Here is a 14,515-nt window from a genome sequence, read left to right on the forward strand (position 1 = left end):
GGCAGGACGGTCAGCCCCGCGGCGCCCGCCCCACCGAATCGCGCACCACGATGTGCGTGCCCAGCAGATGGCGGCGCTGCGCCGGCCCGCCCGACACGTCCTCGGACAGCGCGATCCTGACCGCCTCGCGGCCCAGTTCGTACGAGGGGATGTGCACGGTCGTCAGCGGCGGGTTGAGGTCCTGCGCGAAGTGCTCGTCGTTGTAGCCGACGACCGACACGTCCTCGGGCGTCCGCAGTCCGGCGTCGCGCAGCGCGGCCATCGCGCCCGCCGCGACCAGGTCGTCGCCGGCGAAGACCGCCGTGAACTCCGGCCGCCCGCCGGACACCGCGATCATGGACCGGACCGCCGCATAGGCGTTGTCCCGCCCCATGCCCGATCCGGAGACCTGCGCCGGCTCGGGGTCCAGACCGTGGTCGGCGAGCGCCCGCCGGTATCCGGAGAGCCGGGGCTCGAAGGTGCTGTGGCCCGGGATCCGGCCGAGGAACAGGATCCGCCGGTGCCCGGCCGACAGCAGATGGCTGGTGATCGCATAGGCACCCGCCTCGTTGTCGTACTCGACGACGAGCACCGGCATGTCGGGCGTGGGCGCCGGACGGCCGCACAGCACCAGCCGCGACCCGGCCGCCGACAGCGCGTGCGCGTACTCGTTCAGCCGGACCCGGTACGGCTCGTCCTCGACGGCGCCGCCGACCAGCACCACCACCTCGGCACGCTGCTCGCGCATCATCTGCACGAGCGCCAGCTCCCGCGCGATGTCCCCACCGTGGCTGCACACCAGACACAGCCGGCCGCGGGCCGCGGCCTCCTGCTCGACGCCCTGCGCGACCTCGGCGTAGAACGGGCTGTCGACGGCCTGCACGATGACCGCGACGGTCTTCGGACCGGTTCCGGCCAGCGCCCGCGCCCGCGCGTCGATGACGTAGTCCAGGTCCTTCACCGCCCGCAGCACCTTCGCGCGCGCCGCGGCGGACGTCGGATAGTTCCCGGCCAGGACCCGCGAGACCGTCGCGACCGATACGCCCGCCCGCTCGGCGACGTCCCGGATGGTGACCCGACGCTGACCGCCGGCCCGTGATGCTGCTTCCGTCATGCCCGCATGCCCGCCGTCCGATTCCGTGCGCCCCACCCCACGCTCCCACCCAGCGTAGTCGTGCCACGCCCGGCGGCAGCGCCCTCCACACCCGCTGATCCGCGCAGCGGATCCCCGCCCGCCCAGGCGCCCGCCCAGGCGCCCGCTCAGGTGTTGGCGGCGTAGTCCTTCGCCAGCTCGTCGGCCATCTTCGCGCGGCCGTCGTTGCGCATCTTCTTGACCACCGCGTCCCATTCGCCGATCGGTTTCCGCCCGGCCACGATGCTCATCACGCTGTCCCTCAGATACTGGTCGATATTGGCGCCGACCCGGCTCAGCGTCGCCGACTGCAGTCCGAAGCGCGGATTGCGGACCATCAGCGGCATGGCCTTGACCTGCCAGGCGTGGTTGATCCTGGCCGCCTCCGGCCGGCCGGGGATGAAGAGCACCTGCGGCGCGTCGCACAAGTACTTGAACGGCAGGTTGGTGTTGCCCTCCAGCAGCCCCAGGTCGTTGAGCTTCGGCGACCCGTCGGCGCCGCGGCTGAAGTGGGTGCCCTCGATGCCGAAGTGCAGCAGCTCGTACTCCTTGCTGCCGAACGGCGACGCGAGGTAGTCCAGCACCCGCAGCATGAGCGTGATCCGGTCCTTCGACGCCTTCTTCAGCACGGTGTAGCCGAAGATGTTGCGCGCCTGCTGGATCGCCGGCTTCGCGCCGCCCGAGCCGCTCGCGTCGTACGGCAGCGCCACGTCCAGGTCGAACTTCCCCTTGATGCCCTGGACGTTGCTGATCAGCGCGCCGAAGCCGTCCGTCATCGAGCCGACGGTGCCGTTGTAGAACTGCGTCTTGAGGTCCACCTGCGAGGTCGCCGAGGCGTTCGGCTCGAACACCCCCGCCGCCCGCAGCTTCGCCATGTACTCGATGGACGCCCGGAATTCGGGGGTGGCGTACGCGTCGGTGAACGTGCCGCCCGCCACCTTCCACTCGTAGGGCGCGCCGAACGCCAGCGCGTGCACATTGAGCCCGAACACGCTCTGCTGCGAGGCACCCAGCGCGTACGACCTGCCCTTCGTCGCCGCCTTCGACACGGCCAGGAAGTCGTCCGCGGTCCAGCCGTCCTTCATCCCGGCCCCGGCGAACACGTCCCTGTTGATCCACAGCTGGTTGCCGGGCTTGGAGCGCTCCACCGGCACCCCGAAGATCCGGCCGCCGATACGACCCATGTCCTGCCAGGCGTAGGTGGGGATGTTCGCCAGGTTCGGGTACTGCTTGACGGCGTCGCCCGACAGGAAGTCCGACAGGTCGGCGCACTTGGACTGCACGAACTCGGCCTCGCGCGGCAGCACGTACCCGCCACCGATGTTGATGATGTCCGGCAGGTCGTCGCCGGCCATCAGCGTCGCCATCTTGTTGGGGTAGTCCGAGTCCGGGACGACCGTGTACTCGATCTTCACGCCCAGCGCCTCGTTGACGGCCGTCCAGAATGTGTTCTGCGCGGCCGCCTTGGGCGGCGTCCCGTACGTGATCGTCAGCACCTTGATCGTGCTGCCGTCACCCGGCTTGGCAGCCACCGCCTGCACCAGGTTCTTCGGGTACGAGGTGAAGCCGGCCTGCACCCCGTTCGCCGAACCCGGCAGGTCGGGCACCGGGCCCTGGAAGGGCAGATGCGTCGGCCAGGCGGCCAGCTTCTTCCCCGCGTTGGAGACGTCGTGCCCGCCCGAGGCGGACGAACAGGCGGTGAGTACGGAGGGGACGGCGAGGGCGGCGCCACCGGCGGCGATCGAGCGCAGCAGGGTACGCCGCGAGTACGACGAGGAACTCAACGGAGGTGTCCTTTCGGAAGGGACTCGCTAAGGAGGACTCGCAAAGGTGGGCTCGCCGAGGTGGACGAGGAGCTCAGCTCTTGATGGCGCCGGTGAGCACGCCCTTGGTGAAGTACTTCTGCAGGAAGGGATAGACGACGAGGATCGGCACCGTGGCCACGACGAGCACCGCCATCTGGATCGTCTGCGGCGCGGACACCATGCCCGCCTCGCTCACCCCGGTGTCGGCGATCTGCGCGCCGTTGATCACATACGTCCGCAGCACCTGCTGCAGCGGCCAGTGGTCGGAGTTGAGATAGATCGACGCGTAGAACCAGGCGTTCCAGTACGAGACCGCGTAGAAGAGCCCGACGACGGCCAGTGCCGCCTTGGAGAGCGGAAGGACGATCTTCCGCAGCACCGTCCAGTCCCCCGCCCCGTCGAGCCGGGCCGCCTCGTACAGCTCCTCGGGCACCGACTGGAAGAAGCCGCGCAGCACGATCAGATTGAAGACGTTGATCAGCACGGGAGCGACCAGCGAGGAGTAGCTGTCCAGCATTCCCAGCCCCTTGACCAGCAGGAAGCCGGGGATCATGCCGGGCGGGAAGAGAAACGTGAAGAGGATCAGCAGCAGCACCGGACGGCCCCCGAAGACTCCCGGGCGGCTCAGCGCGTAGGCCAGTCCGATGGTGCACGCGAGGCTGACCGCCGTACCGACGATCGTCACGCCGGCGCTCACCATCAGTGCGTGCCCGACGATCCCGCCGTCGAAGATCTGGTGGTAGGCGCGCAGCGTCGGGTGCTGCGGCCACAGCACCCAGCCGCCGTTGTCCACGACCTCCTGGTTGGAGGCCAGACTGGTCGAGACGATGATCAGGAACGGGACGAGGACCAACGCCACGACCGCCGTCAGCGCCACGGCCTTCGCCGCCCGCGTGACCGGCCGCGGCTTCTCCATCCAGCTGGGTCGGACGGCGCTCATCGGTACACCCCCTGCTCCCCGAGACGATGGGCGATCTTGTTCGCCGTGTAGACCAGCGCGGCACCGACCAGGCCCTTGAACAGCCCCGCGGCGGCGGCGAACCCGAAGTCGCCGCCGATGATGCCCTTGTAGTAGACGAAGGTGTCGATGATCTCCGCCGCCTCCGGCCCCACGGCCGGGCGCTGCAGCAGCATCTGCTCGAAGCCGACGGAGAGGACGTCGCCGAGCCGCATGATCAGCAGCAGCACGACGATGGGCCGTACGGCGGGCAGCGTGACGTGCCAGAAGCGCCGCCACGGCCCGGCGCCGTCGATCGCGGCCGCCTCGTACTGCTGCTCGTCGACCTGGGCGAGCGCGGCGAGGAAGATGATCGTTCCCCAGCCGGCGTCCTTCCAGATCACCTGCGCCACCACCAGCGGCTTGAACGCGTCGGGGTTCCCGATGATGTCGACGCTGTGCAGCCCGGCGTCCCCGAGAGCGCTGTTCAGCAGACCGGTGTCGCCGAGCAGTTGCTGGAAGAGCGCGACGACGATCACCCAGGACAGGAAGTGCGGGAGATACGCGACGCTCTGCACGAAGCGCCGGACGCTGACCCTCGTCAGGCTGTGCAGGAGCATGGCGAGCGCGAGCGGGACGGGGAAGTAGAACGTCAGCTGCAGCAGCGCTATCCACAGGGTGTTGACAACGGACGCCCAGAAGTCGGTGTCCTCGAACATCCGCTGGAAGTTCTCCAGCCCGATCCACTGGCTGGCCCACAGCCCGTCGAACGGCACGTAGTCCTTGAACGCGATGACGTTGCCGGCCATCGCGCCGTAGTGGAACAGCAGGAAGTACGCCAGTCCCGGCAGCATCAGCAGCAGCAGGACCAGGTCCTTGCGAAACCGCTTCCCTCGCGAGTCCCGGCGGGGCGGCTCACCCGGCTCCGCCGCCCGCTCCTCCCGTTCCTGCTCCTCGAGGGGCGCTGCGACCGCATGACTGCGGCCCGTGGCGCCCTGGTTGGCTATCGCCATCGCGTCCTCCCTGACGGTCGAGGTGGGAGGAAACTAAACCGGTTACTACGCGAGGTCAAGACCTTGAACCGGTGTCGTTCTTGACCTGAAGGGCTGACAGCTCTAGCCTCCGATCAACATCAAGTAACCGTTTACATCGTGGGGGTTGTCATGCCGGACCGACCGACCGCAGTCCTGGCCATGCGCGCGGACGTGGTCGACCTGGTGCTCCCCGCCGATCTGCGAGCCCGGCTCGAGGGCTGCGTACGACTCCATCCCGATGTCATCACCAGCGGCTTCGACACCCTCGCGGCCCGCACGGCGCTCCGCGCCGCGGATCTGCTCATCACCGGCTGGGGCTGCCCGGTCATCGGCCCGGACACCCTCGCCGCGGCCCCCCGGCTGAGCGCCGTCATCCACGCCGCCGGCACCGTCAAGGACCATGTGCACCCGGCCGTGTGGCAGCGCGGAATCTCGGTCTCTTCCGCGGCCGATGCCAACGCGGGCCCCGTCATCGAGTTCACTCTGGCCACCATCGTGCTGGCCGCCCGCCGCACCCTCGGCGCCGCGGCCCAGTACGCCGGCGGCGACCTGCCCGGCTTCGGCGAACGCCAGGGGGGCGACGGTGCGACCATCGGCGTCATCGGGGCTTCCCGTATCGGCCGGGGCGTCATCGACCGCCTCACGGCCGCGACCGCCGGCTATCGCGTACTGCTCGCCGACCCGTACGTCTCAGCGCAGACGGCCGCCGAACTCGGCGTCCAGCTCGTGGAGTTGGACGAACTGTGCCGGTCCTCGGACATCGTCACCGTGCATGCCCCGGAGCTGCCCGAGACGCACCATCTGCTCGACGCCCGGCGGCTGGCCCTGCTCCGCGACGGCGCCGCACTCATCAACACCGCCCGCGGCCGGCTCATCGACACCGACGCCCTGGTCCGCGAATGCTCCACCGGCCGTTTCGACGCCTACCTCGACGTCTCGGAACCGGAGCCGCTGCCCCACGGCCACCCGCTGTTCGGCCTCCCCAACGTCCTGGTCACGCCGCACATCGCCGGCTGCCAGGGCAACGAGGTCCGCCGGCTCGGCGCCTACGCCGTCGACGAAGTGCGGCGCTGGACCCGGGGTGAGCGCCTGTTGGGCGAGGTCAGTGCGGCCGACCTGGAGCGCATCGCGTAGCCACGTCGTGCGGGCCTCTGCTCAGGAGGGGCGGGGGAGCTCCATCTCGTACTCGGTCTGCGACTCGTCGAGCGGGAACGCCATCGTCTCGCCGGTCCTCGTGAACCCCAGTCGCGCGTAGAAGGCCTGCGCCCGCGCGTTGTCCTCGTGCACCCACAGCCGGACCCGGCCGATCTTCTCGGGCAGCTCCCAGGACCAGTCGATCGCGGCCCGCAGCATCCGCTCGGACAGCCCGTTGCCCCGGCCTTCCGGTGCCATGTAGACGCCGACGATGTGGGTCTGCGGGACCGGGAACGCCGCTCCGACCTCCACCAGCACGGTTGCGGAACCCACCCACTCGCCGGCCTCGTTGACCGCAACGAACCCGGGGGTGGTTCCTCTGCGCTGCCACGTCTCCTCGGGGAAGGCCGCTTCGGTCTCGTAGGTGTTGACGAAAGCCACGCTGCTCGCCGGGTCCAGAAGCGCGGCCAGCCTCAGCTGCTTCCGCTGCTGCCACTCGTGCGGGCGGGTGGCACGTATCTCGTATCCCATACGGCGATCGTGTCAGCCGTCCGGGCAGCATCGCAACGCAAAAAAACCTCAGGCCCGGGATCAGAGATCCCGGGCCTGAGGCCAATGATTGTTCGGCGGCGTCCTACTCTCCCACAGGGTCCCCCCTGCAGTACCATCGGCGCTGAAAGGCTTAGCTTCCGGGTTCGGAATGTAACCGGGCGTTTCCCTAACGCTATGACCACCGAAACACTATGAAGTTAACCAACCGGATACTGACACGGTTCGTTACTTCAGAACTACACAGTGGACGCGAAGCAAAAATAGTTAGACAAGCCCTCGGCCTATTAGTACCAGTCAGCTACACCCGTTACCGGGCTTCCACATCTGGCCTATCAACCCAGTCGTCTACTGGGAGCCTTAACCCCTCAAAGGGGGTGGGAATACTCATCTCGAAGCAGGCTTCCCGCTTAGATGCTTTCAGCGGTTATCCTTTCCGAACGTAGCCAACCAGCCGTGCCCTTGGCAGGACAACTGGCACACCAGAGGTTCGTCCGTCCCGGTCCTCTCGTACTAGGGACAGCCCTTCTCAATATTCCTGCGCGCGCAGCGGATAGGGACCGAACTGTCTCACGACGTTCTAAACCCAGCTCGCGTACCGCTTTAATGGGCGAACAGCCCAACCCTTGGGACCGACTCCAGCCCCAGGATGCGACGAGCCGACATCGAGGTGCCAAACCATCCCGTCGATATGGACTCTTGGGGAAGATCAGCCTGTTATCCCCGGGGTACCTTTTATCCGTTGAGCGACGGCGCTTCCACAAGCCACCGCCGGATCACTAGTCCCGACTTTCGTCCCTGCTCGACCCGTCAGTCTCACAGTCAAGCTCCCTTGTGCACTTACACTCAACACCTGATTGCCAACCAGGCTGAGGGAACCTTTGGGCGCCTCCGTTACTCTTTAGGAGGCAACCGCCCCAGTTAAACTACCCACCAGACACTGTCCCTGATCCGGATCACGGACCGAGGTTAGACATCCAGCACGACCAGAGTGGTATTTCAACGACGACTCCACCATGGCTGGCGCCATGACTTCACAGTCTCCCACCTATCCTACACAAGCCGAACCGAACACCAATATCAAGCTATAGTAAAGGTCCCGGGGTCTTTCCGTCCTGCTGCGCGAAACGAGCATCTTTACTCGTAGTGCAATTTCACCGGGCCTATGGTTGAGACAGTCGAGAAGTCGTTACGCCATTCGTGCAGGTCGGAACTTACCCGACAAGGAATTTCGCTACCTTAGGATGGTTATAGTTACCACCGCCGTTTACTGGCGCTTAAGTTCTCAGCTTCGCCACACCGAAATGTGACTAACCGGTCCCCTTAACGTTCCAGCACCGGGCAGGCGTCAGTCCGTATACATCGCCTTACGGCTTCGCACGGACCTGTGTTTTTAGTAAACAGTCGCTTCTCGCTGGTCTCTGCGGCCACCCCCAGCTCAGGAAGCAAGTTCCCTCACCAGTTGTGGCCCCCCTTCTCCCGAAGTTACGGGGGCATTTTGCCGAGTTCCTTAACCATAGTTCACCCGAACGCCTCGGTATTCTCTACCTGACCACCTGAGTCGGTTTAGGGTACGGGCCGCCATGAAACTCGCTAGAGGCTTTTCTCGACAGCATAGGATCATCCACTTCACCACAATCGGCTCGGCATCAGGTCTCAGACTATGTGTTGCGCGGATTTGCCTACGCAACGTCCTACACCCTTACCCCGGGACTACCACCGCCCGGGCTGGACTACCTTCCTGCGTCACCCCATCGCTTACCTACTACAGAATCGGGTCGCCGGCTCCACCACTCCCCTCAACTCCGAAGAGATCAGGGCGGCTTCACGGGCTTAGCATCCTCTGGTTCGATACTGGGCGTTTCAAAGCGGGTACCGGAATATCAACCGGTTGTCCATCGACTACGCCTGTCGGCCTCGCCTTAGGTCCCGACTTACCCTGGGCAGATCAGCTTGACCCAGGAACCCTTAGTCAATCGGCGCACACGTTTCCCACGTGTGTATCGCTACTCATGCCTGCATTCTCACTCGTGTACCGTCCACGACTGGCTTCCGCCGCCGCTTCACCCGGCACACGACGCTCCCCTACCCATCCCCGCACCCGTTAGGGCTTCACACGGGAATGACACGACTTCGGCGGTACGCTTGAGCCCCGCTACATTGTCGGCGCGGAATCACTTGACCAGTGAGCTATTACGCACTCTTTCAAGGATGGCTGCTTCTAAGCCAACCTCCTGGTTGTCTCTGCGACTCCACATCCTTTCCCACTTAGCGTACGCTTAGGGGCCTTAGTCGATGCTCTGGGCTGTTTCCCTCTCGACCATGGAGCTTATCCCCCACAGTCTCACTGCCGCGCTCTCACTTACCGGCATTCGGAGTTTGGCTAAGGTCAGTAACCCGGTAGGGCCCATCGCCTATCCAGTGCTCTACCTCCGGCAAGAAACACGCGACGCTGCACCTAAATGCATTTCGGGGAGAACCAGCTATCACGGAGTTTGATTGGCCTTTCACCCCTAACCACAGGTCATCCCCCAGGTTTTCAACCCTGGTGGGTTCGGTCCTCCACGAAGTCTTACCTCCGCTTCAACCTGCCCATGGCTAGATCACTCCGCTTCGGGTCTTGGGCGCGCGACTCATTCGCCCTATTCGGACTCGCTTTCGCTACGGCTACCCCACACGGGTTAACCTCGCCACACACCGCAAACTCGCAGGCTCATTCTTCAAAAGGCACGCAGTCACGAGATACCAGCAAGCTGGTATCCGACGCTCCCACGGCTTGTAGGCACACGGTTTCAGGTACTATTTCACTCCGCTCCCGCGGTACTTTTCACCATTCCCTCACGGTACTATCCGCTATCGGTCACCAGGGAATATTTAGGCTTAGCGGGTGGTCCCGCCAGATTCACACGGGATTTCTCGGGCCCCGTGCTACTTGGGTGTCGTACAAGCAAGCCGTACAGATTTCAGCTACGGGGGTCTTACCCTCTACGCCGGACCTTTCGCATGTCCTTCGCCTATCCATACGGTTTCTGACTCGCCCAACAGTCGGCAGACTGCTGAAGTACGATCCCACAACCCCGCATACGCAACCCCTGCCGGGTATCACACGCATACGGTTTGGCCTCATCCGGTTTCGCTCGCCACTACTCCCGGAATCACGGTTGTTTTCTCTTCCTGCGGGTACTGAGATGTTTCACTTCCCCGCGTTCCCTCCACATACCCTATGTGTTCAGGTATGGGTGACAGCCCATGACGACTGCCGGGTTTCCCCATTCGGACACCCCCGGATCACAGCTCAGTTGACAGCTCCCCGGGGCCTATCGCGGCCTCTCGCGTCCTTCATCGGTTCCTGGTGCCAAGGCATCCACCGTGCGCCCTTAAAAACTTGCCTTACAGATGCTCGCGTCCACTATGTAGTTCTCAAGCAACGAACCCTCCCCCACACTGCCCCGAGATAATCCCGAGGAGTAATGAGGCCGGCGTCGAGAAGGAACTTTCGTTCCCTCAGGACCCAACAGCGTGCCCGGTACAGTCCCATCACTCATGTTTTCCACGCCGAAGCAGTACTTACCTGAGCAACCAGACCGTGCCGAATAGTCAACGTTCCACCCATGAGCAACCACCGCCGAACAGATGCCGGCGTAATGGCCCTGGACCGTCAATGACGGTCTAGATGCTCCTTAGAAAGGAGGTGATCCAGCCGCACCTTCCGGTACGGCTACCTTGTTACGACTTCGTCCCAATCGCCAGTCCCACCTTCGACGACTCCCTCCCTTGCGGGTTGGGCCATCGGCTTCGGGTGTTACCGACTTTCGTGACGTGACGGGCGGTGTGTACAAGGCCCGGGAACGTATTCACCGCAGCAATGCTGATCTGCGATTACTAGCAACTCCGACTTCATGGGGTCGAGTTGCAGACCCCAATCCGAACTGAGGCCGGCTTTTTGAGATTCGCTCCACCTTGCGGTATCGCAGCTCATTGTACCGACCATTGTAGCACGTGTGCAGCCCAAGACATAAGGGGCATGATGACTTGACGTCGTCCCCACCTTCCTCCGAGTTGACCCCGGCGGTCTCCTGTGAGTCCCCATCACCCCGAAGGGCATGCTGGCAACACAGAACAGGGGTTGCGCTCGTTGCGGGACTTAACCCAACATCTCACGACACGAGCTGACGACAGCCATGCACCACCTGTACACCGACCACAAGGGGGGCCGTATCTCTACGGCTTTCCGGTGTATGTCAAGCCTTGGTAAGGTTCTTCGCGTTGCGTCGAATTAAGCCACATGCTCCGCTGCTTGTGCGGGCCCCCGTCAATTCCTTTGAGTTTTAGCCTTGCGGCCGTACTCCCCAGGCGGGGAACTTAATGCGTTAGCTGCGGCACCGACGACGTGGAATGTCGCCAACACCTAGTTCCCAACGTTTACGGCGTGGACTACCAGGGTATCTAATCCTGTTCGCTCCCCACGCTTTCGCTCCTCAGCGTCAGTAATGGCCCAGAGATCCGCCTTCGCCACCGGTGTTCCTCCTGATATCTGCGCATTTCACCGCTACACCAGGAATTCCGATCTCCCCTACCACACTCTAGTCTGCCCGTATCGAATGCAGACCCGGGGTTAAGCCCCGGGCTTTCACATCCGACGTGACAGACCGCCTACGAGCTCTTTACGCCCAATAATTCCGGACAACGCTCGCACCCTACGTATTACCGCGGCTGCTGGCACGTAGTTAGCCGGTGCTTCTTCTGCAGGTACCGTCACTTGCGCTTCTTCCCTGCTGAAAGAGGTTTACAACCCGAAGGCCGTCATCCCTCACGCGGCGTCGCTGCATCAGGCTTTCGCCCATTGTGCAATATTCCCCACTGCTGCCTCCCGTAGGAGTCTGGGCCGTGTCTCAGTCCCAGTGTGGCCGGTCGCCCTCTCAGGCCGGCTACCCGTCGTCGCCTTGGTAGGCCATTACCCCACCAACAAGCTGATAGGCCGCGGGCTCATCCTTCACCGCCGGAGCTTTTAACCCACCCCCAGGAGGAGGAGAGTGTTATCCGGTATTAGACCCCGTTTCCAGGGCTTGTCCCAGAGTGAAGGGCAGATTGCCCACGTGTTACTCACCCGTTCGCCACTAATCCACCCCGAAGGGCTTCATCGTTCGACTTGCATGTGTTAAGCACGCCGCCAGCGTTCGTCCTGAGCCAGGATCAAACTCTCCGTGAATGTCTCCACGCAAGAGCGGCACCACCGGCCGGAATAAGGCCCGTGGTGCACAGCGTCCTCGCTGTGTAATTGCCTCCCACCAGTTCCCGTCCCGAAGGACCGGAGGGCAGAAGGACTTTTTCAAAGGAACCACCAAACGAAACCCGAATGGGTTCCGCCCGGGGTGTTTTAAGTCTGGCGTTGACTTTTGGCACGCTGTTGAGTTCTCAAGGAACGGTCGCTTCCTTTGGTGCCGTTTCACCGGCGCCCTCCGGGCTTCCCTTCGTGTTTCCGACTCTACCAGACGCTTTCGCGTCCGATTCCCAGTCAGCAGGTTTCGCCTTCTGCGCTTTCACGCTTTCCGGCGATTCCGACTCTATCAGAACCTTTCGGGCCTGACTCCCAGTCAGCGGGGCTTGCCATCCGGGCCGTTGAGCCCTTCCGACGAGTGAAACTTTAGCGGAACTTCGGCATCCGATCCAATCGGCTGCTTTCTGTTCCCATTCCGAAAACGCGCACGAAAACAAAACGACTGAGCGTCGTTCGTTCGAATGGTTGTCATGTGGAGTGACTGCCTCGGGACCGACTCGCGTCGGCGTTCACCGGCGGGCAACTCGGAGAACACTACGCATCCATCCGCAGGGTGTCAACCCCCGCCCGTCCGCCCGGCGAAGCCCCGTCGAGAGTCCTGCCGGGGCCCTGCCTGGAACCCTGCCTGGACCCCGTCAGTCGAGGTCTTCCAGCCGGCCGCCCGCGTCCGGCTGGGCCACCTCCACGCGGCGCAGCAGGCGCTGGAGCACTTCGCCCAGGACCGCCCGTTCGTCCGTGGAGAGGTCCTGGAGCAGGTCGGCCTCGAAGGCGGCGGCCATGCGCATGGTCTCCAGCCACTTGCCGCGGCCCTCGTCCGTCAGCTCGACGATGACCCGTACGCGGTTGGACTCGTCGCGGTCCCGGGTGACCAGGCCCTCCGTGACCATGCGGTCGATGCGGTGGGTCATGGCGGCCGGGGTGAGGCCGAGTCGCTTGGCGAGGTCGCCGGGGCCGAGACGGTACGGCTTGCCGACGACGACGAGGGCCTTGAGGACCTCCCACTCGGCGTTGCTGATGCCGAGGGCCGAGAGGTGCCGGCCGTAGCCGACGTTCATCCGGCGGTTGAGCCGGCCCAGGGCCGTGACGACCTTCTCGACCTGGGGGTCCACCTCGGGAAATTCGCGCTGGTAGGCCGCGATCTGTTCATCGAGGTCCAGCTCTTGCGGGGGACTGGCGGGGCCGTCTGCTGCTGGCATGGGCCGAGTATCGCACGTAACCGCTTGCCGCTAAAGCCCTTCTCTGTGTACTCTTTAGGTTCTAACTTTAACTTTGAAGTCTTCGAGACTCAACGACAACCGAGGTAGGTGAGTGTGACCACCGAGATGGGCGCGGCTCTGCGCCGGATCCAGCTGGGCAACGCGCTGAGCGCGTTCGGCAACGGCTTCACGGTCCCGTTCCTGTTCATTTACGTGGCACAGGTACGGGATCTTGGTGCGACGACGGCCGGGGTGGTGCTGGCCGCCTACGCCGTGGCCGCGCTCTGCGTGCTGCCGTTCACCGGCCGGGCCATCGACCAGCGGGGCCCGCTGCCCGTGGCCATGACCGGTGCGGTGCTCGCCGCCATCGGCGCGATGGGCTTCGGGCTCGCCTCGACCGCGGTGACCGTGGTCGCGGCGTCGGCCGTCATGGGCGCCGGGGTCGCGATCATCGCGCCGTCGCTCGCGACGCTCATCGTGTGGTGCTCCACCACGAAGACCCGTTCGCGGGCCTTCGCGACGCAGTTCTTCCTCAACAACCTCGGCCTGGGCATCGGCGGCCTCATCGGCGGTCTGATGGTCGACACCTCGCGGCCCGGCAGCTTCACGCTGCTGTTCTCGATCGAGGCCGTGATGTTCCTGGTGCTCGGCGCGGTGGTCTGCACCGTGCGGCTGCCGAGGACGTCGCGGATCGAGTGCGCGCCGTCGGACAAGGCCCCGGGCGGCTGGCGGATGCTGGTCAGGGACCGGGCCATGGTGCAGCTGTGCGTGCTCGGCGGCGTGATGTTCTTCGCCTGCTACGGACAGTTCGAGTCGGGCCTGGCGGCGTTCGCGACCGAGGTCACCCGCATCCAGCCGGCGACGCTCGGCATCGCCCTCGCGGCGAACACGGCCGTCATCGTCGCTGCGCAGTTCCTGATCCTGAAGAAGATCGAGCGGCGGCGGCGCAGCCGGGTGATCGCGGCGGTCGGGCTGATCTGGACGGTCGCCTGGGCCGCGGCGGGTGTCTCGGGTCTGCTGCACGGGAGCCACGCGGTGGCGACGGTGACGCTGATCTCCACGTACGCGCTGTTCGGGCTCGGCGAGGCGATGCTGTCGCCGACCGTCGCTCCGCTCGTCGCCGATCTGGCGCCGGCGCGGATGATCGGGCAGTACAACTCGGCGTTCGCCCTCGTGAAGCAGCTGGCCCTCGCGGTCGGGCCCGCGGTGGGCGGGCTGATGGCCGGGGCCGGGATGTGGGGCGCCTACATCGGCATGCTGATCGCGTTCTCGCTCGGCATCACATGGCTGGCGCTCCGGATGGGCCGTGGGCTCACTCCCGCCCAGGACAACCCGCACGCGGTCGTTCCGGCGCCGCGTGAGCCGCTGGCGGCCGACCGCCCGCTGGTGACCGGCCGGCCGGTCGAGGCCTCCGTCGGGGGCTGAGCCCCGGACGCGCCGCGGAACGCGAAGCACGCAGCACACTGCCCCG

General features: G+C 64.9%; 8 protein-coding genes and 3 rRNA genes. 2 read left to right on the plus strand and 9 right to left on the minus strand.

Annotated elements, in window-relative coordinates; translation table 11 throughout:
• Positions 1 to 10 precede the first annotated feature (10 nt).
• The 4 genes from LNW73_RS14735 to LNW73_RS14750 all read right to left on the minus strand — a co-directional run bounded on the left by LNW73_RS14735 (position 11) and on the right by LNW73_RS14750 (position 4,707).
• Complete coding sequence (locus LNW73_RS14735) at positions 11 to 1,093, minus strand: LacI family DNA-binding transcriptional regulator (RefSeq protein ID WP_250990209.1); 1,083 nt, start codon at positions 1,091 to 1,093, stop codon at positions 11 to 13.
• 146 nt (positions 1,094 to 1,239) lie between these two features.
• Positions 1,240 to 2,895, minus strand: coding sequence for an extracellular solute-binding protein (locus LNW73_RS14740; RefSeq protein WP_250990210.1), 1,656 nt, complete (start codon positions 2,893 to 2,895; stop codon positions 1,240 to 1,242).
• A gap of 73 nt (positions 2,896 to 2,968) precedes the next feature.
• The gene (locus tag LNW73_RS14745) at positions 2,969 to 3,856 is read right to left on the minus strand and encodes a carbohydrate ABC transporter permease (RefSeq protein WP_250990211.1); all 888 of its coding nucleotides are present in this window, start codon (positions 3,854 to 3,856) and stop codon (positions 2,969 to 2,971) included.
• The gene (locus LNW73_RS14750; protein WP_250992925.1) at positions 3,853 to 4,707 is read right to left on the minus strand and encodes an ABC transporter permease; all 855 of its coding nucleotides are present in this window, start codon (positions 4,705 to 4,707) and stop codon (positions 3,853 to 3,855) included. The genes LNW73_RS14745 and LNW73_RS14750 overlap by 4 nt, the downstream gene beginning before the upstream one ends.
• A gap of 309 nt (positions 4,708 to 5,016) precedes the next feature.
• On the opposite strand from LNW73_RS14750, the gene LNW73_RS14755 reads away from it, so the two are divergent.
• Entirely contained in the window at positions 5,017 to 6,021 is a 1,005-nt protein-coding gene (locus tag LNW73_RS14755) for a hydroxyacid dehydrogenase (RefSeq protein WP_250990212.1), read from the plus strand.
• 21 nt (positions 6,022 to 6,042) lie between these two features.
• On the opposite strand, the gene LNW73_RS14760 is transcribed toward LNW73_RS14755, so the two are convergent.
• From LNW73_RS14760 to LNW73_RS14780, 5 genes are all read right to left on the minus strand, one after another.
• A complete protein-coding gene (locus tag LNW73_RS14760; RefSeq protein WP_250977013.1) occupies positions 6,043 to 6,552 on the minus strand; it encodes a GNAT family N-acetyltransferase in 510 nt (169 codons plus the stop codon).
• Positions 6,553 to 6,642: 90 nt separating this feature from the next.
• A 5S ribosomal RNA gene (gene rrf / locus LNW73_RS14765) occupies positions 6,643 to 6,759 on the minus strand.
• Positions 6,760 to 6,837: 78 nt separating this feature from the next.
• Positions 6,838 to 9,961, minus strand: a 23S ribosomal RNA gene (locus LNW73_RS14770).
• Between the two features lie 293 nt (positions 9,962 to 10,254).
• Positions 10,255 to 11,779, minus strand: a 16S ribosomal RNA gene (locus LNW73_RS14775).
• Together the 16S, 23S and 5S rRNA genes form the textbook arrangement of a ribosomal RNA operon.
• A 704-nt stretch (positions 11,780 to 12,483) precedes the next feature.
• Positions 12,484 to 13,044 carry a MarR family winged helix-turn-helix transcriptional regulator gene (locus LNW73_RS14780; RefSeq protein ID WP_138359283.1) on the minus strand — a complete coding sequence of 187 codons (561 nt, stop codon included), beginning with the start codon at positions 13,042 to 13,044 and terminating at the stop codon, positions 12,484 to 12,486.
• A gap of 114 nt (positions 13,045 to 13,158) precedes the next feature.
• On the opposite strand from LNW73_RS14780, the gene LNW73_RS14785 reads away from it, so the two are divergent.
• Entirely contained in the window at positions 13,159 to 14,469 is a 1,311-nt protein-coding gene (locus LNW73_RS14785; protein ID WP_250990213.1) for an MFS transporter, read from the plus strand.
• Positions 14,470 to 14,515: the final 46 nt, after the last annotated feature.

This window comes from Streptomyces sp. RKAG337 (assembly GCF_023701715.1).
In the GTDB taxonomy this organism is placed as follows: Bacteria; Actinomycetota; Actinomycetes; order Streptomycetales; family Streptomycetaceae; genus Actinacidiphila.